Origin of the sequence: Nitrosomonas nitrosa, from assembly GCF_003051105.1 — a bacterium.
In the GTDB taxonomy this organism is placed as follows: Bacteria; Pseudomonadota; Gammaproteobacteria; order Burkholderiales; family Nitrosomonadaceae; genus Nitrosomonas; species Nitrosomonas nitrosa.
The window spans coordinates 101,072-123,570 of the sequence record NZ_QAOO01000006.1; the positions used below are offsets into that span (position 1 = coordinate 101,072).

Annotated in this window: 28 protein-coding genes; 15 read left to right on the plus strand and 13 right to left on the minus strand. The window is 45.8% G+C overall.

Features of this window, described 5'->3' with window-relative positions:
* Positions 1–140: 140 nt before the first annotated feature.
* The gene (locus C8R30_RS04615) at positions 141–983 is read right to left on the minus strand and encodes a phage protease (protein ID WP_107789650.1); all 843 of its coding nucleotides are present in this window, start codon (positions 981–983) and stop codon (positions 141–143) included.
* 307 nt (positions 984–1,290) lie between these two features.
* On the opposite strand from C8R30_RS04615, the gene C8R30_RS04620 reads away from it, so the two are divergent.
* The 4 genes from C8R30_RS04620 to C8R30_RS04635 all read left to right on the plus strand — a co-directional run bounded on the left by C8R30_RS04620 (position 1,291) and on the right by C8R30_RS04635 (position 4,127).
* Positions 1,291–1,746: a hypothetical protein gene (locus C8R30_RS04620; RefSeq protein WP_107789651.1), complete on the plus strand. Its 456-nt coding sequence runs from the start codon at positions 1,291–1,293 to the stop codon at positions 1,744–1,746.
* Positions 1,747–1,795: 49 nt separating this feature from the next.
* Positions 1,796–2,107, plus strand: a complete 312-nt coding sequence (locus tag C8R30_RS04625) for an Abi-alpha family protein (protein ID WP_181258700.1) — start codon at positions 1,796–1,798, stop codon at positions 2,105–2,107.
* 96 nt (positions 2,108–2,203) lie between these two features.
* Positions 2,204–3,049, plus strand: coding sequence for a TIR domain-containing protein (locus tag C8R30_RS04630; RefSeq protein WP_107789653.1), 846 nt, complete (start codon positions 2,204–2,206; stop codon positions 3,047–3,049).
* 55 nt (positions 3,050–3,104) lie between these two features.
* Positions 3,105–4,127: a hypothetical protein gene (locus C8R30_RS04635; protein ID WP_107789654.1), complete on the plus strand. Its 1,023-nt coding sequence runs from the start codon at positions 3,105–3,107 to the stop codon at positions 4,125–4,127.
* 307 nt (positions 4,128–4,434) lie between these two features.
* Here the strand turns inward: C8R30_RS04635 and C8R30_RS04640 are convergent, their stop codons facing one another.
* Positions 4,435–4,752 carry a hypothetical protein gene (locus tag C8R30_RS04640; RefSeq protein WP_107789655.1) on the minus strand — a complete coding sequence of 106 codons (318 nt, stop codon included), beginning with the start codon at positions 4,750–4,752 and terminating at the stop codon, positions 4,435–4,437.
* Positions 4,753–4,879: 127 nt separating this feature from the next.
* Between C8R30_RS04640 and C8R30_RS04645 the strand changes: the two genes are divergently transcribed.
* Both C8R30_RS04645 and C8R30_RS04650 read left to right on the plus strand, forming a co-directional pair.
* Positions 4,880–5,488: a hypothetical protein gene (locus tag C8R30_RS04645; protein ID WP_107783355.1), complete on the plus strand. Its 609-nt coding sequence runs from the start codon at positions 4,880–4,882 to the stop codon at positions 5,486–5,488.
* A 39-nt stretch (positions 5,489–5,527) separates the two neighbouring features.
* Positions 5,528–6,451 carry a J domain-containing protein gene (locus tag C8R30_RS04650; RefSeq protein WP_107783356.1) on the plus strand — a complete coding sequence of 308 codons (924 nt, stop codon included), beginning with the start codon at positions 5,528–5,530 and terminating at the stop codon, positions 6,449–6,451.
* Positions 6,452–6,701: 250 nt separating this feature from the next.
* Here the strand turns inward: C8R30_RS04650 and C8R30_RS04655 are convergent, their stop codons facing one another.
* The gene (locus C8R30_RS04655; RefSeq protein ID WP_107789656.1) at positions 6,702–7,073 is read right to left on the minus strand and encodes a phage minor head protein; all 372 of its coding nucleotides are present in this window, start codon (positions 7,071–7,073) and stop codon (positions 6,702–6,704) included.
* On the opposite strand from C8R30_RS04655, the gene C8R30_RS04660 reads away from it, so the two are divergent.
* From C8R30_RS04660 to C8R30_RS16380, 4 genes are all read left to right on the plus strand, one after another.
* Entirely contained in the window at positions 7,047–7,310 is a 264-nt protein-coding gene (locus tag C8R30_RS04660) for a hypothetical protein (RefSeq protein WP_107789657.1), read from the plus strand. The two genes, C8R30_RS04655 and C8R30_RS04660, sit on opposite strands and share 27 nt — an antisense overlap.
* 137 nt (positions 7,311–7,447) lie before the next feature.
* On the plus strand, positions 7,448–8,047 hold the full coding sequence (locus C8R30_RS04665; RefSeq protein WP_107789658.1) for an HNH endonuclease: 600 nt from the start codon (positions 7,448–7,450) through the stop codon (positions 8,045–8,047).
* A 449-nt stretch (positions 8,048–8,496) separates the two neighbouring features.
* Positions 8,497–8,874 carry a VOC family protein gene (locus tag C8R30_RS04670; protein ID WP_090671038.1) on the plus strand — a complete coding sequence of 126 codons (378 nt, stop codon included), beginning with the start codon at positions 8,497–8,499 and terminating at the stop codon, positions 8,872–8,874.
* Positions 8,875–9,245: 371 nt separating this feature from the next.
* Complete coding sequence (locus tag C8R30_RS16380; RefSeq protein WP_476703508.1) at positions 9,246–9,443, plus strand: GDCCVxC domain-containing (seleno)protein; 198 nt, start codon at positions 9,246–9,248, stop codon at positions 9,441–9,443.
* 6 nt (positions 9,444–9,449) lie between these two features.
* Here C8R30_RS16380 and C8R30_RS04680 read toward each other — a convergent pair whose 3' ends face one another.
* On the minus strand, positions 9,450–9,629 hold the full coding sequence (locus C8R30_RS04680; RefSeq protein ID WP_107789660.1) for a hypothetical protein: 180 nt from the start codon (positions 9,627–9,629) through the stop codon (positions 9,450–9,452).
* Between the two features lie 757 nt (positions 9,630–10,386).
* On the opposite strand from C8R30_RS04680, the gene C8R30_RS04690 reads away from it, so the two are divergent.
* A complete protein-coding gene (locus C8R30_RS04690; RefSeq protein ID WP_107783361.1) occupies positions 10,387–11,763 on the plus strand; it encodes a KamA family radical SAM protein in 1,377 nt (458 codons plus the stop codon).
* A 32-nt stretch (positions 11,764–11,795) separates the two neighbouring features.
* On the opposite strand, the gene C8R30_RS04695 is transcribed toward C8R30_RS04690, so the two are convergent.
* The 9 genes from C8R30_RS04695 to C8R30_RS04735 form a co-directional block, all read right to left on the minus strand.
* Entirely contained in the window at positions 11,796–12,092 is a 297-nt protein-coding gene (locus tag C8R30_RS04695) for a DUF167 domain-containing protein (protein WP_090671047.1), read from the minus strand.
* Positions 12,092–12,667, minus strand: coding sequence for a YggT family protein (locus C8R30_RS04700; protein WP_338061143.1), 576 nt, complete (start codon positions 12,665–12,667; stop codon positions 12,092–12,094). The genes C8R30_RS04695 and C8R30_RS04700 overlap by 1 nt, the downstream gene beginning before the upstream one ends.
* Before the next feature lie 49 nt (positions 12,668–12,716).
* The gene (gene proC, locus C8R30_RS04705; RefSeq protein WP_107783362.1) at positions 12,717–13,529 is read right to left on the minus strand and encodes a pyrroline-5-carboxylate reductase; all 813 of its coding nucleotides are present in this window, start codon (positions 13,527–13,529) and stop codon (positions 12,717–12,719) included.
* 125 nt (positions 13,530–13,654) lie between these two features.
* Positions 13,655–13,936, minus strand: a complete 282-nt coding sequence (locus tag C8R30_RS04710; RefSeq protein ID WP_244888082.1) for a DUF2905 domain-containing protein — start codon at positions 13,934–13,936, stop codon at positions 13,655–13,657.
* A gap of 19 nt (positions 13,937–13,955) precedes the next feature.
* Positions 13,956–14,771 carry a bifunctional DNA-formamidopyrimidine glycosylase/DNA-(apurinic or apyrimidinic site) lyase gene (mutM, locus tag C8R30_RS04715; RefSeq protein ID WP_090671056.1) on the minus strand — a complete coding sequence of 272 codons (816 nt, stop codon included), beginning with the start codon at positions 14,769–14,771 and terminating at the stop codon, positions 13,956–13,958.
* Positions 14,771–15,634: a DUF4340 domain-containing protein gene (locus tag C8R30_RS04720; RefSeq protein WP_107789662.1), complete on the minus strand. Its 864-nt coding sequence runs from the start codon at positions 15,632–15,634 to the stop codon at positions 14,771–14,773. The genes mutM and C8R30_RS04720 overlap by 1 nt, the downstream gene beginning before the upstream one ends.
* 3 nt (positions 15,635–15,637) lie before the next feature.
* Entirely contained in the window at positions 15,638–16,993 is a 1,356-nt protein-coding gene (locus tag C8R30_RS04725) for a GldG family protein (RefSeq protein ID WP_107789663.1), read from the minus strand.
* A gap of 39 nt (positions 16,994–17,032) precedes the next feature.
* Positions 17,033–17,785, minus strand: a complete 753-nt coding sequence (locus C8R30_RS04730; protein WP_338061144.1) for an ABC transporter permease — start codon at positions 17,783–17,785, stop codon at positions 17,033–17,035.
* A 6-nt stretch (positions 17,786–17,791) separates the two neighbouring features.
* Positions 17,792–18,541 (minus strand): ABC transporter ATP-binding protein, encoded by a 750-nt coding sequence (locus C8R30_RS04735; RefSeq protein ID WP_258191933.1) that lies wholly within the window; start codon positions 18,539–18,541, stop codon positions 17,792–17,794.
* Between the two features lie 413 nt (positions 18,542–18,954).
* Here C8R30_RS04735 and C8R30_RS04740 point away from each other — a divergent pair, with 413 nt between their 5' ends.
* From C8R30_RS04740 to C8R30_RS04755, 4 genes are all read left to right on the plus strand, one after another.
* On the plus strand, positions 18,955–19,665 hold the full coding sequence (locus tag C8R30_RS04740) for an OmpA family protein (RefSeq protein WP_090671067.1): 711 nt from the start codon (positions 18,955–18,957) through the stop codon (positions 19,663–19,665).
* Positions 19,666–19,742: 77 nt separating this feature from the next.
* Positions 19,743–21,065, plus strand: coding sequence for a TRZ/ATZ family hydrolase (locus tag C8R30_RS04745; protein WP_107789665.1), 1,323 nt, complete (start codon positions 19,743–19,745; stop codon positions 21,063–21,065).
* Positions 21,066–21,082: 17 nt separating this feature from the next.
* Positions 21,083–21,787: a bifunctional 2-polyprenyl-6-hydroxyphenol methylase/3-demethylubiquinol 3-O-methyltransferase UbiG gene (ubiG, locus tag C8R30_RS04750; protein WP_107783367.1), complete on the plus strand. Its 705-nt coding sequence runs from the start codon at positions 21,083–21,085 to the stop codon at positions 21,785–21,787.
* 30 nt (positions 21,788–21,817) lie between these two features.
* Entirely contained in the window at positions 21,818–22,465 is a 648-nt protein-coding gene (locus C8R30_RS04755; protein ID WP_090671077.1) for an HAD family hydrolase, read from the plus strand.
* Positions 22,466–22,499 lie beyond the last annotated feature (34 nt).

The window sequence follows — 22,499 nt, forward strand, 5'->3', positions numbered from 1 at the left end:
AGGGAAGCGAATGATCGTTGTAGACCATGAATAGACAAATCGATGTTTAGCAATGGAACAAACTTTATTAGGCCGCTTCGTTGGTTCAGTCAATCGTCCGCTAGGCTGCTAAATACCCGTTGATTATGCCGTGGTTTTTTTCACTTGATGGCTTTCTTGCAGCGAACATTGACGGTCTTCGCACCATCCGCGCCGTCTAAATAGGTGAGCGTGGCCGCCACGGCACCCGGTGTGGCGTAGCTGGATGGATCAGGATGATTAGCAGCCGCTTTGAGGGAGGCAATTTCGCTGTTGAGGCTTTGCACCAGCGCCACCAGATTGAAATCGGCCTTGGTGGCAATCGCAGGATTGCTGTCTTTCAACTGGTCGATGGCTTTCTGCAGCTCGGCGACCACTTCATCCACCGTCGCCGTCACCGGCATGTTGAGCAGCCAGCGCAATTGCTCGAGCAATTCGTTCATAGATAATTTCTCCGTGTTAAGAAGTTGATATTGAGAAGCGGCAACGGCATCCATGCCATCGAGCACCGGGTTGTTGGTCAATGCGGCATGCAGCAGCCGCTTGACCTTACCGGTCTTCTTGTCGTAAGCAAAAACAGGGGAGATGTAACGATATTCGCCGCCCTCGATCATTTGGGTGGCGCGTTCCGTCCATTCCACATCGATGGCATAGAGGCCGGATTCTCGCCATTCCAGCTTGCCGAACCAGCCTGCAGCCGGGGCGGGTTGGCCGTTTTGTGCAGTGAGTAGGGTTTGGTGTTCGTAGTCCACCACCGTGCGGTTCGCGCGCGCTTCAAACTCGGCAATGATTTGTGCCGCCAGGGCGGCATCGATAAACCAATGCGGCACGTCATGCGGACGGCCATCTAGCGCGCGGAATTTCCCGGCGGGGAATAGCTGGATCTCATTCGCAGCGGTGACCGAGATGGCGCACGCAGCGATGCCGTGAGAGGGGTTGAATGATTGGGAGCGTTTTCGATTCATGCTGCCATGGTACCGGCAGCATTGAGGGGGATTAAGGAGGTAGTGTTTCCTCCTTAAATCAGAGAGATAGCCTAAAACAGATTAGCACCTGATCGATAAATCAGTCAAATGGGGAGCATAAAGAGATGGGCAGCTAGTGCTGCCATAATTCTTCTCCAGAACTGTATATTGCTCCATATCAGGTGATATACAGTTAGCAAACCTAATAAACTTTGCGGTTTTGCTGTCGTTAATATCAAAAGTATAGAAGATATGCGGAAACTATATAATTACTTGATATGCTCTAGGGCGCACCATAGGATATTGAATGCTGAGAATTACAGGTCTTCATCTCGCAATAATTGCAGTTCTTATCAATTTTAAGAATTGGTTTGAGCAGCCTGTTGCGACTTTACCGGTTATTGGGCGTGCAGTGCCAAGCGATGCGGGATGGCTAAACCCAGTACTCTATGCATGGTTTGTAATTGCTAATTTGCTTTACATCCAGGTCTTTATTCGCAATGGAATTTCAGCAGTATCTGGTGAGTATCAAAATGTTGCCCAACCCCACTATGAAAATCAGGCTGTTATGGGTGACTATGAGCGGGTTATGAATCAAAGGGAGTATCATCCGGGCCTTGGCGCTAAAGCTGCAGGTCTGTTTAAACTATTGATTTGGTATCCAGTTAAGCTGTTAGTGCTTAGTCCGGTAGCATTGGGTTATTTACTCCCAGTTTTCCTTAGTATTACGGCAGTGGCATCAATTTTCCTAGGGGCAGAATAGGGGACAGACTACGATTGTTTCCAGAATTATCAGAGCTTCGTTAGAAACCGTGGCCTCTCCCCTATTACGCCCTTTTGTAACGACTATTGGCTTTGATGCAGGATGCGAGCATTGTGAACTAACGGGAACATATCTCAATAACCTTGAAAGGTTAGGCTTAATTAATATTCCAAGAAACAAACAATTGGTTGCCGAGGGTATATATGATCGGATATTGAAAGATCCGGCAATTAAGAAAATCGAAGAAGAACTAAATGCTTTGGAAGAACACAAGACCCAATTTGAAAAAAATTACGCTACAGTCTCTGAACTAGGCAAGCTATTCATTGCAGCTTGTGTCGATAGTCGAGATAAAACATAATAAGTGGCTGCTAGGGACTGACTGCATTACGCTTTGCTCCATGCAACCCCAGAGCCAAGTTATAGGACTCACGAGTAAATTAGGTTCAGGAACCATATGGAAGAATTCGACGATGCGCCGGAGAAATACTGGCATTGCCATGTAGAGTTGGTCGGTGGTGGCAAAAAGAAAGACAGGTCTGCAGTCTTTAATGATCTAACTTTCGATGAGCTCAATCAGCAGATAGTAAAGCCCTGGCATTCAGGGCGAGCTTTTACAGTTGATGGCATGATTGTTAAAAACATTGACGACATTCAAAAGATAAAGATAACAAATACTCCGCAACCGAAATCATACTATGCAGAACAGCACAATGAAAAAATGAGAAGATCGAACATCGCTGACTTGGCTACCGATCGTAGGCTATTGCCATTATCCTCAGGGAAAGACTATACACATGATCTGCTTTTTAAAGAGCAAGAGGTTAAAAACACAAAGGGTGATATTGTAGCTGGAAACATTGGCAATGTTTTTGTTGTGCATGGGCATGATGAACAAGCAAAGGAATCAACAGCAAGATTCATCGAAAAACTTGGCCTAAACGCGGTAATCTTACATGAGCAAGCGAATGAAGGACAAACGATAATTGAAAAACTGGAAAAGCATACTAATGCTGCATATGCAGTAGTCTTATTTACCCCAGATGACATAGGTGCTAGCGCTTCTTCGCCAGAAAGCTTTCAGCCACGTGCACGGCAAAACGTCCTAGTCGAACTTGGCTATATGGCAGCAAAAATAGGAAGAAATCGAGTATGCGTTTTGAGAAAAGGAAAGGTGGAAGCACCATCTGATTTTCTCGGTGTGCTATGTATCGACATTGATGCAGCAGGAGCATGGCGTCTTAAATTGACTAAAGAGCTAAAAGTCGCAGGGTTAAAAGTTGACTTAAATGATGCATTGTAGGCATTAACAAGGCACCCCAGCCGATCGCTGAAAGCGGCGGCTGAGTTTAAACGCTATGTGTAATAAAGATAAAAGTAATAAACGACCAATTGATCGTCTTAGAGACGGAGCAGTATCGTTAGAAGTAAAAACCCCAGATGATGATAGCGCGATCACTGGAATGATAACGTTTGGCGATAGGCTGTTCACCGTTAAAGAAAAAGGCATCTACGAAATCAAGCTCGCTGACCAAACAGATCCTGAGCGAAAAAACATACATGTACCAAATGCTATCCAACGAGTTTTATCGTATGGCTCAGCCGAACCTTGGGTTGGTTCAGTATTGCTAACTGGTCATGAACTTCTGAAAAAGGAAATATTGAAAAAAGAAATTGACGTAGATCGTGCGATGTCCCTGGTTCTAGAAATCGCTCAGAATATTGCCAGTGCTAAAGAGTTATTAGAGGCGTTTAGTGATTCTCAACGCATAGAATTTGAGAAATACGATCTAAAAATAAGAGAAGATCGCTCAGTTATATTGCCTTCTGTAACTGGAATTACCAACAAATGCAAGGAGTTTTTCCAAAAATCAGATCATGCGCTAGATAGCTTATTCAAAATCACCAAAATATTTTTTTCCAAAGTAGGCAAAGGTCATTGGGAAGGTTTGAAAAAAGAGGTAGAGGCTGAAAGTCCACAGATCGATAATTTTGGTGAAGTACTAGCAAATATACTGCCTTTTCTACAGCTTGTCAGGAACGCTAGAAATTGCGTAGAACATCCTAGAACAGAACAAAAAATCATTACTACAGACTTCGACATAAATCCGGATAATCAACTGCTTCCGCCGTTAATTGAAATTATCCACCCAAAAACCCCGCAGCCACAGATGCCTGTTGTTAATTTAATGAGTCAGATTATCAGTACGATAGTAGATATTGTCGAGCTTATACTTGCATTTCTTTGCAACAGGCGGATTCGGCCAATTACAGGGTTTCCAGTTCAGGTGCATGAATTTCCAACTAGTCAAAGACGAACAGAAAATGTGAAGTATAGTTACGGCATCGCTACGAAAAATAACATCATCCCTTTTGGCTAGCTTATGTTCACCAGAATCACACATAACAAGATCATAAACTCGCCCCCCCTAAGCTATGCGACGAAGAAGCGCAGCTTAAGAGGGACGGTTATGGATGGCGTTATCTCTGTTAAAAACAAATTCTGTACTATCTGTAACCACCTAGTTTGGGTTGATCTCTGACGACAGATCAGATTCTGGTAGCATCGATTGTCAAACTAAGCCTAAGCTTCTATCCACAAATAGCAATTAAACGCGATTTAACGCCCAGTTAACGCGGGTAAAATTTTCAAGTAAGGGCACAGCAGCCAGTAACACAGAAAACCGCTTAAAACCCCGCTTTTTTGATTCGCTCATTTGCCGCTGTTTTTAAATCATCCGGCAGGCGATCGATCTTGTCAGCCAGCATCTTATTCAGATTTGCCAATCGCCCTCCTGGCGGATAGTTGAAGCTGGGGTCAACCCCTTTCGGGATGCGTTGCACTTCGCCCGTGCGCTTGTTGATATAGGTGTAGGTTTCTTCCTGCGGCGGTTCGGCAGGTTTCAAACCCAGCTCATCCAGCGTGTCTTCATCCAATTGCATCACGCCGCATTTGCAGCCCCATGCCTTGACCGGGTAATGCGACTGCCAGAAGGGATCATCCACTATTTAGTGCAATATACAAATTAAAAATCTGATAAAGGCCGCATCTTTTTTTGCCGTTAAAGCCCCTTAAAGTATAGAAGTTATATAAAAGCTATAAAATTACTTGTGAAGTTATTTATGGAGGCACATGGGAATATTCATAAGATTTTTGTCAGGATTAATAATTCCGATCGGCTTATTTAACATGTTTGGGGGAATTGTATCGGGCATATGGCTCGCAATCTTGGGCGAGTGGAGTTTAATCGGTTATGGAATCTTGGCTTTGCTTGTTTCAGGCGTAGGTCTTAGCTTTGTGATGGCTCCAGGGTTAATTTTTTTAACCGGCCCAGCAGCCGTTTTACTTGAAAAGGGCCACAAGATCAGTGGCTCTATCTTCGGTCTTCTGAGTGTAGTTTATACAAATGTGGTTCTTACAGCCTGGTGCATTCTCGTACTTTTTTATTTCAACAATCATGCTAATGCAGATTCAATTATTCCTGTGCTTATTTGGTCATATGGCATTGCAACCAGCCCGATAGCCTGGCTTGCACAGAAAGACCAACAATCAGGAAATGAGTATTCTATGATTACGACCTTCTTTATCTCGCTGGCCTACATACTTACTATCCTCGCCATTTTGTTAGCCGGAGCATCGCTAATGAATATCCTCATATTATTCGGCGTGGTTATGTCTATTAGTCTTATTGTGGAATTCTCCATTGCTTATCTAGCAGAGAAATCGCGAGAAAATTACTAATCACATAAGCTAATACTTGAAATTCAAGGTTCATCATATATGGCTCGGATACATACTCATTATGATAATCTCAAGGTGGCACGTAACGCTCCACCAGATATCATTCGTGCCGCATACAGAACACTCTCACAGAGATATCACCCAGACAGGAATCAGGGAAATCCCGAAGCTTCTCGAATAATGGCAATCATCAATACTTCATACGAGGTATTATCTGACCCCGCCAAGCGCCGGGAGCATGATCTATGGATTGTTGAAATGGAGGCAACGTTTTCAGTTAACTGGCAAACTAGTCAGGTATCCCACGCAACCACTCAGCATTTAGATCCCTCGCCTGGTAACAAGGCTTTTCTATCTATATTCAATTACATTAAAAGATTCTTTATAGAGGCATTCTCTTTTGCCATTCGTCTATGTGTCGGGGGAGGAGTTATTTTTATTATTATCAGCGCCATTGATTTTTTTGAAGATAAAAACTCACCCACTACTGATTCAAAACCATATCAAGCTAGATCTCCATCAACTCATGCTGAATTTGTCAGACCCAAATATGTCAGACCCAGTAGAGCTCCAAATGGTCAGTCTTGGCCAACATTTGCGGGTTACGTTAAGGGCTATCAGCAGCTTCATACGAACGGCCTTTCGACAGTGACTGTAGATAACAGTAGAAACAATTCTGATGTTTTTGTTAAGCTGGTTTCTCTAGATGGCGCAGAAGCTAATCCAGTGCGCCAGTTCTATATTCCTGCGTTTAGTAGCTTCACCTTGAACAAGGTTAGCGCCGGGAGTTATGACATACGATATCGTGATCTTAGCAATGGCGGTCTTTCACGATCTGAATCATTTAGGCTTGAAGAAATTCAAACTTACGACGGCACTCGGTTTAGTAATATTAGGATGACATTGTACAAAGTGCAAAATGGAAATATGGAAACCTATGCTCTATCTGAAGCGGAATTCTAAGCCTAACATTGAGTACTTACACTGTTTCTAATAATAATTTTTCACTAATCAACCATTTCCTTGAACCATCTTGCGACATAGAATCATATTTTGATGGCACTAACTATCACTATCAAGGTTAGTTTTGAAGTAATGGCCTAGTAACCAACGACAGCAAAAACCGCTTAAAACCCCGCTTTTTTGATTCGCTCATTTGCCGCAGTTTTTAAATCATCCGGCAAGCGATCGATCTTGTCAGCGAGCATCTTATTCAGGGGTTTGCCAATCTTCCCCCTGGCGGATAGTTGAAGCTGGGATCAACCCCTTTCGGAATGCGCTGCACTTCGCCCGTGCGCTTGTTGATGTAGGTGTAAGTTTCTTCCTGCGGCGGTTCGGAAGGTTTCAAGCCCAGTTCATCCAGCGTGTCTTCATCCAGTTGCATCACGCCGCATTTGCAGCCCCATGCCTTGACCGGGTAATGCGCCTGCCAGAAGGGATCATCCACTGGCAACACCAGTCCATCCCAGGCGGAGTGCTCCAGACGAGGATGCTCTGAGTTGTTGGCGTCATACTTGAAATAAGGAAAGTCGTCCTTGTTGCGCTGGATGCGTTGCCATTGTCCCTCGTTGTGGGGGGTACGCAGATTGGTGTCTTAAATCACCTTCAGGCGGCGCGTGCTACCAAGCTGCACGCGAGGGCGCTACAAAACCTCGCTAGAAAATGCATCCAGCTTGTGCGCCCGCGCAGCCAGCCTATCCTGTCGGTAGAGAATATTATGGGGCGGGAACTGGATGCCCGCTTATCGAACAATGCTCTCAAGCGTTTGATGCCAGAGCATGCGGATACATCGGGATGGGTGACTTGTGCGACCCGATCGTAGACAATAATGGGGAGGCGGATTCGACTATTTTAACAAGCCGGGTCTACGAAATAAAAACCTGATTTCATAAAATAACAGCAAGGGAAGCTGTAATTTGCCCTTGACACGGGCTGATTGATGGGTGTCCCTTATTACTGATGCTGAAAAGAGCTATGGAAGAAAACGACAAAAGTCACATAATTGCAGAGATATGCCAGGCAGTCTTGGGCGGGGAGCTTGAACGCGCTGCGGTGGTCTTGCGCTGTACGTATCCCTTCACACGCCCGACAGTGGCAGGAAGGAAGTACACAGAGTCTGATGCCTTACGCGTCTTCATCCGTGATGGCTTTGTGGATCGGTACTCTGGGCAGCGGTTAGTGTTCTCGCCTGTGCTTCGGCTCTTATCTCGGTTATTGCCAGAAGAGTTTCCCTTCCATCCCAACTGGAAAATGGATGCCTGCCACATCGCGTATTGGGAATTGTCGCCGACTCTTGACCATGTGGTGCCAGTCACCCTTGGTGGTGCTGACAATGCCACCAATTGGGTATGCACCTCGATGTTGCGGAACAGTGTCAAGGCCAACTGGACGATCGAAGAGCTGGGATGGCACCTTGTGCCGCTAGGCGACTTGCATCAGTGGGATGGTTTACTGCAGTGGTTTGTCACCTATGTTGAGGGGCATCAGGAGTTAGCACAAGAACCCTACTTTCGGCGATGGCATAGAGCGGCGCGAAGTGCATGGCAGCAGGCATTGTGAGTGCCAGTAGCTTCATGAGGTAGACAGTCATAGGCATCAACCAATCTCCCTATGCCCAGAGTATAACCACTGCGGGGCGGGCTCGGTGGCTCGGCGAGCTGTCTCCGGCCTAACGAAGGTATGCAGGCGACGGTTTATCCTAAATCTTGAGAGGAATTTGCAAAATTTAAGAATTAAGCTGTACTAATGGTCCGGATGAAGTGGTCAAGTGGTTGCTGATCACCGCAGCGCCCCAGTGAACGCTCGTATACGTCCCATACTGTTACCCGTCATTGTTTCTGCTGGAGTGATTTAATGAATTCCGGTGCTAGGGGTAACAGTTCATCGATACGATTATTGGGCCAGGTGGGGAGTTTGATGCAGAATACGGGACTACGATTGTTTCCAAAATTGACAGAATTTAGCTAGAAACCTTTGTTTGTCCCCCTATTACACTAACGGAGGGTGCCGTGAATACTATTTCATATTTTGAAATTCAATCAGCTCATCCAGAAAATGCAGTGAACTTCTATCGGGAAATTTTCGGGTGGCGGTTTATGAAGGATGAGAATATTCCGATTCCGTACTGGCGTATTGAGACTGATGGGATTCGGGGCGGTTTGCTTCAACGGCCAGCTCAGACACCACCACTGGCGTGTGGAACAAACGCATATGTGTGCTCAATTGAAGTCGTAGATATCGACACATTAGCTGAAAAAATAGAATCGCTTGGTGGTCAAATTGCGTTACCGAAATTCGCAGTTCCTGGTGTTTGTTGGCACGCATACTTTGTTGATCCTGATGGAAACACGTTCGGGCTCTTCCAGCCTGACCCCGAGGCGCGCTAATAAGAAAGATTTCCAACATCACATGCGATGCTGTGCCTACGGGGGAATCATATCATCCGAACTACTGTATTAGGCATTTAGGCACTTGGCAGGAAGCAGCTCTAGCTATGAAAAAGAATGAAGAAACCCTTGCCTTTGATTGTACAGAATAAGGGACAAACCACGATTGTCTCCAAAATTAACAGAACTTATTCATTAGAAACCGTGTCCCCAATTACGCACTGTAGCCGAAGGTGTTCGAGATGACCTCATGCGAATGAAAAGTGAAAGGCCGTTCACGTTCTTTGCTGCGTTGCTCAGCGTTGGTAGAGAGCGAATATTTGTTACCACTCGTTGGCACTTTTATGCATAAAACGATTATTTTTGAGTCGATGATCACATGCCCGTCCTGCGGACACAAGGAAACGGAACACATGCCCACCGATGCGTGCCAGTACTTCTACGAGTGTAAGGGGTGTGGCGCCCTTCTCAGGCCAAAGCCGGGAGATTGCTGTGTGTACTGTTCGTATGGCACCGTACCGTGTCCGTCTATACAAGCAGGGAGGCATTCATGTTGTTCATCACAATGAGACGGCCTACTTGAATGCGATTTCTGCTGATGGATCCCATCCCATATTGGGAACCCATAGCCAAATCAATCTGAGCCACCTATCCAAAAAAATAGCCATTAAACGCGATTTTTTGATTTGCTCATTTGCCGAAGTTTTTAAATCATCCAGCAGCTGATCGATCTTGCCAGTTTTCAGATTTGCCAAACGTCCGCCTGGCGGATAGTTGAAGCTGGGGTCGACCTCTTCGGGTTGCGCTGTATGAGGTGGCTCTCGTTCTTAAAATATTCCAGATTTGCTTCAAGCGCGTACCAGAATGAACACCTGCCAATTCTTGCAGTTTTCAGTTTGGTATGTTCATGTCACCAGGTTATTTTGCATTATCTAAAGCAGTTAACCATAGACGTTGTTTATTTCATGACTCGGCAGGATGGCTGCTTTGCTTTCCGCCAAGAGAGCTTCAAACCCTTTATGGTTAAAAGTTTTGGCTTGCAATATTTTGTGTTTTTTACCAAATTTACACAACAAGGGTAAATTCAAATCGTGGTCATTCCGTAAATCGCTCGCGACCCCCATAAACATTGATTTGCGGGACAGCGATTTTTGATTTAATCGGGCATTGGTGATACACATGAGATCAAAAAACGGAATTTTTGCTTGCCTGCTAGGCTCATTATGGTAGCCTTATTGACCTTTCTTTTTTAAGGATGTTGTTATTGAGCAGTATCGGATCAATTAATTACTGTCACTATTCCGCTTATCCTGATCAATCAGCATCCTGAGATAAAGGCATAAGTCGTGAAGAGTGCAAGTTATTTTATCGGCACACACCCATTGTTTGGGTTCCAAAGGGCCAGATCATCGAGATCGTATTGCACCGCCCTGATTACGGACAGGAATGGTCAAATTTTGTGGGAAATTATCCCAAGATTTGACAGCTTTGCAACCTACTCAGGAGAAGCCAATGCACCCCTATTCTCGTACACAACGAATTGCTACAAGAAACGAAAGTCTGACGCAAGTCCATCAGCTCCAGATTTACACTGAGTCGCATTTAGAGGACATTTCTCAAATCAGGCAATTGCCTGCTCCACAACGTCGAGCAATGCATGCCGTCGCCAAAGTATTGCCATTCAGAGTCAATCGCTACGTTATTGAAGAATTAATTGATTGGAGCAATATCCCTGATGATCCTATTTTTCAGCTTACTTTTCCGCAACAAGGGATGCTCTCCCCAGAAGACTTCGAATATATCGCCTCACTCATGGATAAAGGGGGCGATACCAAACAGATACAAATTGCTGCGAATGAAATCCGCTTGAGACTGAATCCGCATCCGGCGGGCCAGCGCGCTTTGAATATTCCCTACCTCGAAGACAAGCGGCTGGAAGGTATGCAACACAAGTACCGAGAAACTGTTCTTTTTTTTCCGAGTCAGGGACAAACCTGTCATTCCTACTGCACATTTTGTTTTCGCTGGGCACAGTTCATCGGTGACAAGGAATTACGGATTTCTGCGCATGAAGCAACTCATTTGCATCGCTACTTGAAACAGCATCGAGAGGTTACCGATCTATTGATAACGGGCGGTGATCCGATGGTAATGAAAACGAGGCATTTGGCCAATTACCTCGAACCCTTGCTCGCACCCGAGTTTGAGCATATTCAAACTTTGCGAATTGGCACCAAGTCATTGACATTCTGGCCGCATCGCTTTGTCCTGGACAGTGATGCGGATGACCTTTTGCGTCTCCTGGCAAAGTTAGTCGATCAGGGTAAGCATGTGGCGATCATGGCGCATTACAACCATTGGCGAGAGATGGATACCCCCATTGCACGCGAAGCTATTCGTCGGCTAAGGGATACAGGTGCAATTATCCGCAGCCAATCCCCTTTAGTCGCGCACATTAATGACGATGCAGCGACCTGGGCTAGGCTATGGAAAACACAGGTGCATCTGGGGATTGTCCCATACTATATGTTTGTTGAGCGCGATACCGGTGCACGCCATTATTTTCAAGTTCCTTTGGCGCGTGCTTGGGAAATTTACCGTGATGCCATCCAGCAAGTTTCTGGAGTTGCGCGTACGGTGCGGGGGCCCTCTATGAGCACTTCGCCCGGCAAGATAGAAGTGCAGGGCGTGACGGAAATTTATGGCGAAAAGGTTTTTGTACTGCGCTTCATTCAGGGACGCAATCCAGAATGGGTACAGCGACCCTTCTTTGCACGTTATGATGAGCGGGCGACTTGGCTGGATGATTTGCAGCCTGCGTTAGGTACGCAACCCTTCTTCTTCCAGGCTGAATATGACACTATGCTCGATTCATTGACTCAACATTAAGTGCGATAAGGCGAGAAGGTTGCAGCAAATTATCAGCTTGACCGCTCTGCCAAAAGTGCTTGAGGTGCCACTGCTGGATGAAGGATCTCAACAATTTTACGCCGGGAATGTTCCCCCTGTTTGATCGATACTTGGCACAATGGCACTTGGAAGCGTTCGGCAAGAAATTTCAGCAGCGCCTTATTTGCCCTGCCTTCAATCGGCGATGCAGACAATCTGATTTTTAGTGCATTCCCATGCAATCCAGCCGGTTCGGTGTGTCTTGCGCCTGGTTGAATGTATAACGTCAGAATAAGATTGTCATTCTGATCAATACGGTACCAGCTCATCAAAACATGTATGCGATTTCCTGTTGGACGCTGGCCACAACCATGAGTAGCAGCTGTACCAGGATGATAGCGAACAAAGGCGATAAGTCGACATTGGCGACAGGAGGGATGCGACGCCGAAAAATATCCAAAATCGGTTGGGTAAAGCTATCGAGTATCGGGGCCAGTGGACTGTAGGGGTTAATCCAAGAAAGCACGGCTTGAACAATGATCATAATCATGATGATATAGAGCGTCATTCTTATCAGCTCGATTAGCGCTAGCAATCCAAATCCGAAGAATGTACTGGCCATACTCGAGTCAGGCTCATAACCTTGCAATAGATTCACACCTGACAGGATGATGAACTGTGCCAGCCATGCGAGTATCAAGGTTGCCAGATCAAATCCCTTCCAGCTTGGAATGATACGCCGGACTGGCAGCACGATAAAATTTGTGATGGCGACCAGAAACTTCGATAGCGGATTATGATAGGGCGTACGTAACAATTGCATATAGAAGCGCAGCAAGAGTGCGAGGGAAAACAACCCCAGTACGGTGTCTATAAGAAATATCAATATTTGGCTTGACATCATCTGCTCTCCGAAAATGCTAACTAGACGTTAATGTGCTGCTGGTCAATGACTACTTCCCGCCCAATTCATCACCCATTTGTTGCGCGCGCTCGTAAGCGACATGCATCGCACGCATGATTGCGTTCTTCACCCCATCCTGTTCCATACTCAGCAATGCTTGCTCGGTCGTTCCTCCCTTTGAAGTTACTCGAGATCGTAGGGTTGCCACATCTTCGTCACTTTGACTGGCAAGCTGCGTTGCGCCAAAAAAAGTTTGCAGAGTCAACAGCTTCGCTTGTTCCTTGGTCAGACCCAACTCTGTACCCGCCTGCTGCATTGCTTCGATAAAATAAAAAATATAAGCAGGTCCACTCCCTGATACGGCAGTGACCGCATCCAAGAGCACTTCTTGCTCTACCCAAATGATCGATCCTACAGCACTTAGAATATTGGCCGCTTCTTCCTTTTGCTGGCTGTTCACTGTCGGCAATGCATAGAGACCCGTCATGCCTGCGCGGATCAATGAGGGTGTATTGGGCATGGCACGGACAATGCCTCCGTAATCGCCTAGCCAGCGCGATAGATCCGAGGTGCGTATCCCTGCGGCTATTGAAATTACCAATTGTCCATTAAGCAGTGGGGCAAGCTGACCCGCAACCGCAGAAAGTTGTTGCGGTTTAACCGCGAGCACGATGACGTTACTGCCATTGATTCCTTCCGGCAGCGCTGCAACCGCATTGACGCCAAGTTGTTGTTTAATTCTCGCGCGTGCATCGGAATCGATTTCCACCACCTGTACTTGTCCAGCAGGATAATCTTGCTGTAGCAATCCTCCGATAAGGGCGCATGCCATATTGCCCCCGCCAACAAACGTAATATTCATATTTTCCCCGTATCAGTATATTTTTTGGTGAACGGTTACTCCGTACCACTGCAACGCAGACTGTCTATCTGACACTGCATCGGCTGGTTTTCGCTCAGCTTGTTTGATTTTGGCAACGATCCTGCTTATCGTTTGAAAATGTTCACGATGATTGTTAGCACAATACTTACGATAATCATCGAAGTGATAGGAATAAAAACCTTCCCTCGCTCAGATTCGATACGGATGTCACCAGGCAATTTGCCAAACCAGTTCAATAACCAAGGTGCTAAATGCATTATTGCCCCTAAAACGAGCAATATTGCACCTGCAATCATGATCCACCGCGCCATAAAATCCATACTCTTTATAAAAATCCACGTTGTAAAAAAAATTGGAAAAAGATTTAGCGCTGTTCCGCGCTTCATCTTTACCGTTCCAGAAGATTCATTGCTGACATTCCGGACAATAGAAACTTGAGCGCTGACCCTGCCTCATTTTTTCAATTTTACTGCCACAACTGCGGCATGGCTGATTTGCTCGTCCGTATACCCAATACTGTTGCTGGAAATAGCCCGGATTGCCGTCACTCTTTACAAAATCCCGCAAACTGCTGCCGCCTGCCTCGATTGCTGTTTGCAGCGTTGTTTTGATGGCAGAAACCAATTTATCACATCGACTGAGACTTAATTTGCTGGCGAGCGTTCTAGGATGTACACCTGCATGAAACAAAGCTTCGTTTGCGTATATATTACCTATCCCTACCACGATACGGTTATTCATGAGCGCTTCCTTGATACTGGCATTACGTTGACGTAGCTTGGCATGCAAACATTTTCCGTCAAAAGCAGCGCACAATGGCTCATCTCCCAGTTGAGCTAGCAGCGGATGACGCATGATCTCTTCAGAGCTCCATAGAATCGCACCAAAACGACGTGGATCCCGGAACCGCAGAATAGCGCCATTCGCAAGCACCAAGTCAAAATGATCGTGTTTCTGGGCAGGGTGCTGCGCTAATACTAGCCGTAAACTGCCTGACATCCCCAAGTGAATGATCAGTGTGCCTGTGCTGCAAATGAACAGCAGATATTTCGCACGCCGTGCTATAGCAACAATTTCCTGTCCCACTAAAATATCTTTTAGATCATCCGGTATCGGCCAGCGCAAATGGGAATTTCTCACGACAACACAGTCGATATGCTGATTCAATAAATGCGGCACGATACCTTGCCGCGTCACTTCCACTTCAGGTAATTCGGGCATTATTCTGCAATTACCGCTTGCTCCCGATGCATGGTATACGGATCCAGCAAACGCTTGCCCAAACTAACTGGAAAATGATAGCGAACCCCTTCATCTACCCGTAATAAAGTCAATTCTGAGTCATTTTGCTCGGCTATCAGCTTAATCTTCCTGCCATCATGCAGCAGAATGCTGATTTCTCTTTCGTTTTCTTCAGGTTGACCAGAGGCCAGCGTCAAATAAATTGCTTGCGCGAATCGCCAAGCTTGCGCCCATTGATTGAGCTCGGTCTGGCTCAAGGAAGGCTCGGTTTGTTCTGGTATCAACTGCCAGCCTTCATCATGCTTAAGCCGCATGTTTGACAGAATGAACTCCACGGGCATTTCATCTTCTGCTAACAATTTCAAGCTTAACAGATCGGTTGGCAAAACCGACAACGAGGCGGCGTAGCGTGGCGAAACTAAAAATACCTGTTGCCGAGTTGCCAAATATTGTTCGTTGGTAATAGGCGCAAAATCTCCGAACTTGAATGGTTCTTGATCAATATGCAACTCGATCATGGGTTGCTGCAGACCGTAACGATCCAAATTTGCAAAAGGCAACAGATGCTGACTGGTGGCAGATAGGATTTCTAGAATTCGATCAATCTTGCTTTCGTTTACCCTTCCTTTTATCGGTTTGCTCATATACCAGCGATCAGCCGTTCTGTTCAACTCAATCGAACTGTCTTGTCTGTCAATCTGCAAATGTTGCACTGCCGCTACAGGGTAGGTCGAAATTCTATGGGTGGTCTCTTCCTGTAAAGAAGGTCTGATATACAGAAATGCCGCAAGCGCTAGGATTGTAACGAGCATGATCAGATTGAGCCATGAATGAGAATGCATTATTTACCTTCTCCTTCGAATCCACCAAATGAAGAAGCCGCTTATCAAAAATAGCGATGGAAGAACAATGAGAAAACCCATCACGATCATTGTTAAGGTGGATTCGTTTAATACTAACTGACTATCAATGGTTGGTCGGGGCTGGATCGTAATCAGATCCTCGTCACCGGCCAACCAATTGATCATGTTGATTCCAAAATCAATGTTGCCGCCATTGCCTAGATAGGTATTAGCAAGAAAATGCCCACTACCGATAACAATGACACGTTGCTCACGGTCCTCTAACGTTCGCTCCAGCGATACTGCCACACTGACGGGGCCAGCTACCTCTTCAGCTTCATCAAAGGTGACATCATCATCCAGCGAACCTGTCTCAACCCAACCTTCTGGTGCCACTTCCACGAGCGAGACGCCATACCACTCCTCACTTTCATTAAGGATGATCTGGCGAGCGAACGGAAATACCGTAATGAAATCAAAATTCTCGGTAATCACATGTTGCCCGTAAATCGTTCCTAGCGCAAAAGTAATCGGTGCTCTCAGTCGTTTAGCTTGAGGATCTAACACGATCCCGGGTGTGAAAGTGAGCCCTAGTTTTTCGGCCAGCGGTAACAACCCATACAAAGGTTCCTGATCAACCAGCCACAATAAATTGCCCCCTTGGTCGATATAATCAAGGAGCTTATCCACTTCACCGGGTAATAAATCAGTTTGAGGAGAAGCAATAACCAATACGCTCATATTAACGGGAATTTCTTGCGTGCTAGCAAGATTAAGTCCTTCGCCCTTAAATCCGGCTTCTGCTAATTTCTTGCCGAAATCTCCCATATCACGGTTGGCAATACCGTCAATCTTTCGTTCGCCATGCCCTGATAACATCATCAACTGCTTTTGATCGGATCGAGCCAGCCGCATCAAGGCGTTGGTAAATGCTTGCTCGTTGATGATCGTGAGATGCTCGCTCCGATCATTGAAGGTAAGCACCATTTCGCCATTCATTCTGATACCCGCCTCTTGTGCGAGAGTAGGTTGTTCGACAGGATCGATGAATTCAACGGTAAGATCGGGTTTGATTCGCTGATACACGGCGATAAAATCGTTGATGATTTTCCTGATATCGCCTAACTGAGCATCCTGAGTCGTAGCATATACTGTTACCTCTACCGGGCCATCCAATTTTTGTAAGATGTCCAGGCTTGCTTGACTCAAGCTATTACGGCTATTTTGACTGATATCCCACTGGAATCGAAACTCCATTGCCATATAGCCCATCAATCCCATCAATAGCAAGAGCAGTACTACAAACAAGCCATTTTGCAGCAACAGATGAACCCGTAATTTTCTATTCAACGCAGTCATTTCAGACAAATACACCCGATTTCTTTAGCAAACGCATACTCATCCATGAAGTCGTTCGCCATCCAGGCGACGAATGGTCAATATTAGGAAAGTCAAGATAAAAAGCACAAAAAACACCAGACTGAATGTATCAATCAAGCCCCGATTGAAGCTTTCGTAATGACGGAGTAACGAAAAATTTTGTATCACGGTATTGAAATCGCTGGCCACAATATCTGCGATCCATAAAGCGAGTAGCAGCCCTAAAGTTCCTAGCGCAGCAATGGCCGGGTGGGAAGTGAGGCTGGAAATATATAAACCGACCGCGACAAAACTTGCAGAAAGTAATATCAAGCCCACAGCATTGCTAACAAGTAAACCGAAATCCATGGTTCCTCCGGCAAGCAAGGAAAGCGACAAGATGACGGTAAGCAATGTGGTCAGTAAAAAAAACACCATCATGCCCAGGAATTTACCCAATACGATCGTTGTCATCGAAATCGGTGCGGAAATCAATAAAACCATGGTTCGGTTGCGCCATTCTTCAGCAATCAGTCGCATTGTCAGAAGAGGGGTAGCCATCAACAATACGATGGAGGCTACCGCAAACATCGGCACAATGATGACTTCAGTGGCACCGGGTGGATTGGCAATTTGCATAAGCTGCGATTGCAGTTCCAAAAAGGCGTCTAGCCGCCCAAGGAATACCCAGGTAATGATGAGTTGAATTAACGCGAGAAATGTCCATGCCAATGGTGAAACGAACAATAATTTCAGTTCTTTTCGGGCGATTACAAAGACTATTTTGCTCATTTCCAATTATTCGTTCTTCAGCGTATATTGCTCAAAAATTTGCTCAAGGTTGAGCGCCTTCTGTTTAAGCTCAGCTAACGCTGTGCTATATACCACTACGCCGTGATTCATAATTTTTACGCGATCGCATACGCTTTCGACCTCTGACAAATTATGGGTAGAAAGAATGATGCTACACGATTTGCCCAACTCTTTGATGAGATCGCGAATTTCTCGAATCTGGTTAGGGTCCAGTCCTACAGAAGGTTCGTCGAGAATGATAACTTCAGGGCGATGAATTATTGCTTGCGCAATCCCTACACGCTGTTGAAAACCTTTGGATAATGCACTGATTAGACGTTTCCCAATGCCTTCTAACCCACAGCGCCGTTTGACATCAATCAGCACATCATTGGTTTTGGAGAGGTCAACATTGTGTAGCCTCGCAGCAAATTGAAGATATTCATCAACAGTTAATTCTTTGTACAGGGGTGGATTTTCAGGTAAATAGCCTATGTGGCGTTTGGCGCCAAGAGGATTTTTAATCAAATCCACGCCGCAAATTTGCACACTGCCGCTGGTAGGCGCCAAATTTCCCGTCAGCATTTGCATGGTTGTGCTCTTACCCGCACCGTTGGGCCCTAGTAAGCCTAATACTTCACTCCGCTTTAGCTCCAAATCGACTTTACGCACAGCGCTGTGATTGCCAAAACGACGGCTTAGGTTATGCGCGGTAACCGTTACATCAGAAACAACTTCTTGCACGCGTGTACTCACATTTTCCAAAGATGATTCGCTATTAATCATTAAGTTAGGTTACACAAACACCCGCTAAGTTTATCGATCAGATTATTAACACTATTCTAGTCATCGAGGAACAAGTAGCAAAGCTCTTAACCCTGTATTTAGACCAAATTAAATTCTGCAATCAGGCAAAGCATGTTTTAAGAATAGTTTTCTGGAATAATGATAGTCTATTCTATCAGTCCGTCTCAATTGATTGACACAGTGTTGCAGAATAGCAACAAGCCTGTTTGACAAACATAAAAACATGAACGCATAATCCGCTCAAGCAATGCATTACATAAGAGTTAGATATCGATGAGTATCACGAGATCGCGTCAGCAACGATAAGATTTGTGGGGTTGATTGGTTTTGAGTGAAGCAAATTACGAAAAAAGGACAATAGCATGAAAAAGATAATATCGATCAATAAGTATCTGATAGGAGCGCTTGTTGTTTTGTCAGCTCTGTTATTTTCAACAATAGTAGCTGCCGAATTGCCGCATTATAAACAGGGTGAAAGTGATACTGAAAAAGTAAAAGCTTATAATGTCAACGACCGCGGTGAGGTATCTAGAAGCTCTGCTGATTTAGGCAATCACTGCTGGCGCACAAGAGAGTGGAATGAAGAAACAGCTACTTGTGAATGCGATCCAGATTTACCGAAATGCCAAATAGAAGAAAAGGTTGCAGACGCGCCTCCTGCCCCAGCGCCAGTGTTGACCGAGCCCGAAAAAATTTCCTTTTCTGCCGATGCGTTGTTCGACTTTGACAAAGCGGTGCTCAAACCCGAAGGGAAAATGGCTTTAGATATTTTTGCAGATAAGCTGCAAAGCATTAATTACGATCTCATTATTGCCGTTGGTTACGCTGACCGTATTGGTTCAGAAGAATATAACAAACAACTTTCAATGAGACGGGCCGAAGCTGTCAAGAATTATCTGGTAAACGCAAAAGGCATCAGTCCCGACCGTATTTTTACTGATGGCAAGGGAGAGGCCAATCCAGTAACAGGCAATAGCTGTGTTGGCGAAAGAAAAACCAAAGCGTTAATTGATTGTTTAGCACCTGACCGCCGTGTAGAAATCGAAGTGGCTGGTACGCGTGAAGGTAACTAACACGTTTTCAAAGCATCTTAATTGAGGAAAGCCCTGCTATTAAGCAGGGCTTTTTTTTTGTTAGCTTTATCGGAAAAATGCTTGATTCCCTCACCGCCGATACCATCATCGAAGCGCGCTGGATAATTCCAGTTGAGCCAGAAAAAACCATTCTGTCAGATCATGCGATTGTTATCAACCATGGTGTGATTCAAGCTATCCTGCCCATATCACAAGCCAGATCACAATTTATATCTCATAACCATATCGCGCTTAATCATCATGCGATTATCCCGGGGCTAATCAATTTACATACGCATGCAGCGATGACGCTTATGCGCGGCCTTGCCGATGATCTACCTTTAATGGAGTGGCTCAAATACCACATCTGGCCTGTAGAAACACGATATGTCAGTGCGGATTTTGTGCTGGATGGTACCCTGCTTGCTTGTGCCGAAATGCTTAAAGGGGGGGTAACTTGTTTTAATGATATGTACTTCTTTCCGGAAGTGACTGCAAAAGCGGTTATCGAATGCGGGATGCGTGCAGCAATCGGTTTGATCGTCATTGATTTTCCCTCTGCGTACGCAAATGATACTGACGATTACCTCTTCAAAGGTCTGTCGCTGCGCGACTGCTATTCACAGCACCCACAACTATCGTTCTGCCTTGCGCCGCACGCACCTTATAGCGTAAGCGATAAAGCATTAACAAAAATCGTGACGTACGCTGAACAGCTCGATTCGCCAGTACATATCCACTTACATGAAACCCATGATGAAATTTGCAGCAGTCTCGATACTTACGGAGTTCGCCCGATCGAACGTTTGCGCCAACTGGGCATGCTTGGCCCAAACCTGATCGCTGTGCATATGGTCCATCTAACAAAAGAAGAGGGCAATTTATTAAAAGAACAGAATTGCAGTATTGCCCATTGCCCTTCATCCAATCTAAAGCTTGCTAGTGGGATTGCCCGGATTGCTGATTTAGTTGCGCTGGGGATCAATGTCGGGATCGGTACCGACAGCGCTGCGAGCAACAATCGATTGGATATGTTCGAAGAAATGCGACTGGCCGCTTTACTTGCCAAAGCCCAAAGCGGCCAGGCAGACGCACTTTCAGCACATCAGGCGCTGCGCTTCGCCACCCTAAATGGTGCGATCGCGCTAGGGATAGATAAAATAACCGGTTCATTAGCAATCGGCAAAGCGGCGGATATCACTGCAGTCGATTTTTCGACACTCGCACTTTCACCTTGCTTCAATCCTGTTTCTCATCTTGTATATGCTGCTAGCCGAGAGCACGTCAGCCACGTATGGGTGAGGGGTAAGCTATTGCTGGATGATAGAGAACTTGTTACTCTGAATGAAAGAGAATTGATCAATCGAGCAACTCAATGGCAAAGACGTCTCAATAGCTAATAAAAGGTATAAATCGCATGGATAATGACGGTATCAACGCAGACCCAATGGAGCTGGAAAAATTCAGCCAGCTTGCCCATCGCTGGTGGGATCCCAATAGCGAATTCAAACCGCTACATGACATCAACCCTTTGCGGCTAAACTATATCGATCAGCTGGCTGGGTTGGAGGGAAAGAAAGTCCTGGATGTAGGCTGTGGCGGAGGCATATTATCAGAATCTATGGCAGCGCGTGGTGCCGATACAACTGGCATCGATCTGAGTGATAAGGCGCTAAAAGTAGCCAAGCTCCATCTACTCGAGAGCGGCAATCAAGTCGACTATCGCAAGATTACGGTCGAAATGCTCGCGCAAGAACTACCCCATCACTTCGATATCGTCACGTGCATGGAAATGCTCGAACATGTACCTGATCCTGCCAGTGTCATCCAAGCATGTGCTGACCTCACTAAACCAGGGGGGTGGGTCTTTTTCTCGACGATTAATCGCAATCCAAAATCCTACCTATACGCCATCATCGGTGCAGAGTATATCCTCAAATTGTTGCCACGCGGCACCCATGAATACGCAAAATTTCTCAAACCGTCAGAGCTCGCGCGCATGGCGCGTAATGCAGGACTAAGCGATGCAAAAATCATAGGCATGACCTATAACCCCATAACCAAAATATATGCGCTTGAACCGGATACCAGTGTTAACTACATAATGGCATTCCGAACCTAAGCGCCATCAAAAAATTCACCTTATATCATTGTGATCGAAGCTATTCTTTTTGATTTTGATGGCACTATCGCCGACACTGCGCCCGATCTCGGGTACGCGCTGAATCGCCAGCTCATTGCGCGAGGTTTTTCTCCTTTACCAATCGAGCAGATTCGCACTCAAGCTTCAGCTGGGTCACGTGGTTTGCTCAATCTCGGCTTCAACCTCAAGCCGGGTGATTCGGAATATGAAACGATGCGCGATGAATTTTTACGCTTTTATGCTGAACGTTTATGTCACGAGACTCGTTTGTTTCCAGGTATTGTTGCTGTGCTTGATCGATTGGAAGTCGACCATCTCCCTTGGGGAATTGTTACCAACAAGCCAGCACGCTTCACGCGTCCTCTCACACACGCACTCGGCCTCGAACAACGCGCTGCTTGCATCATCAGTGGTGATGAAACGACGAATACAAAACCTCATCCGGAACCCCTTCTTACTGCCTGTCGTCATATCAACGTTTCTCCCCAGAATTGCATCTATGTCGGTGACGATATTCGTGATGTCAAAGCCAGCCTGGCCGCTGGCATCAAACCCATAGTTGCGCGTTATGGCTATCTAGGAAGCGACGCGCCCCCCGAATCCTGGGGAGCGGACCACATCATTGACCGTCCTGAAGAGTTACTTAATTACCTCTAAGGCACATTTCAGATTCTGTTAGAATTGCACTTGA

Bases quoted from the DNA above. Each gene is read 5' to 3' on its own strand.
- C8R30_RS04700 (WP_338061143.1), bottom strand. From the start codon at position 12,667: ATGATGTCAAGCCAAATATTGATATTTCTTATAGACACCGTACTGGGG.
- C8R30_RS04745 (WP_107789665.1), top strand. From the start codon at position 19,743: ATGCTTGATTCCCTCACCGCCGATACCATCATCGAAGCGCGCTGGATA.
- proC (WP_107783362.1), bottom strand. From the start codon at position 13,529: ATGAATATTACGTTTGTTGGCGGGGGCAATATGGCATGCGCCCTTATC.
- ubiG (WP_107783367.1), top strand. From the start codon at position 21,083: ATGGATAATGACGGTATCAACGCAGACCCAATGGAGCTGGAAAAATTC.
- C8R30_RS04615 (WP_107789650.1), bottom strand. From the start codon at position 983: ATGAATCGAAAACGCTCCCAATCATTCAACCCCTCTCACGGCATCGCT.
- C8R30_RS04695 (WP_090671047.1), bottom strand. From the start codon at position 12,092: ATGAGCTGGTACCGTATTGATCAGAATGACAATCTTATTCTGACGTTA.
- C8R30_RS04645 (WP_107783355.1), top strand. From the start codon at position 4,880: ATGGGAATATTCATAAGATTTTTGTCAGGATTAATAATTCCGATCGGC.
- C8R30_RS04720 (WP_107789662.1), bottom strand. From the start codon at position 15,634: ATGCATTCTCATTCATGGCTCAATCTGATCATGCTCGTTACAATCCTA.
- C8R30_RS16380 (WP_476703508.1), top strand. From the start codon at position 9,246: ATGATCACATGCCCGTCCTGCGGACACAAGGAAACGGAACACATGCCC.
- C8R30_RS04665 (WP_107789658.1), top strand. From the start codon at position 7,448: ATGCTGAAAAGAGCTATGGAAGAAAACGACAAAAGTCACATAATTGCA.
- C8R30_RS04710 (WP_244888082.1), bottom strand. From the start codon at position 13,936: ATGAAGCGCGGAACAGCGCTAAATCTTTTTCCAATTTTTTTTACAACG.
- C8R30_RS04630 (WP_107789653.1), top strand. From the start codon at position 2,204: ATGGAAGAATTCGACGATGCGCCGGAGAAATACTGGCATTGCCATGTA.
- C8R30_RS04725 (WP_107789663.1), bottom strand. From the start codon at position 16,993: ATGACTGCGTTGAATAGAAAATTACGGGTTCATCTGTTGCTGCAAAAT.
- mutM (WP_090671056.1), bottom strand. From the start codon at position 14,771: ATGCCCGAATTACCTGAAGTGGAAGTGACGCGGCAAGGTATCGTGCCG.
- C8R30_RS04740 (WP_090671067.1), top strand. From the start codon at position 18,955: ATGAAAAAGATAATATCGATCAATAAGTATCTGATAGGAGCGCTTGTT.
- C8R30_RS04690 (WP_107783361.1), top strand. From the start codon at position 10,387: ATGCACCCCTATTCTCGTACACAACGAATTGCTACAAGAAACGAAAGT.
- C8R30_RS04635 (WP_107789654.1), top strand. From the start codon at position 3,105: ATGTGTAATAAAGATAAAAGTAATAAACGACCAATTGATCGTCTTAGA.
- C8R30_RS04650 (WP_107783356.1), top strand. From the start codon at position 5,528: ATGGCTCGGATACATACTCATTATGATAATCTCAAGGTGGCACGTAAC.
- C8R30_RS04620 (WP_107789651.1), top strand. From the start codon at position 1,291: ATGCTGAGAATTACAGGTCTTCATCTCGCAATAATTGCAGTTCTTATC.
- C8R30_RS04730 (WP_338061144.1), bottom strand. From the start codon at position 17,785: ATGAGCAAAATAGTCTTTGTAATCGCCCGAAAAGAACTGAAATTATTG.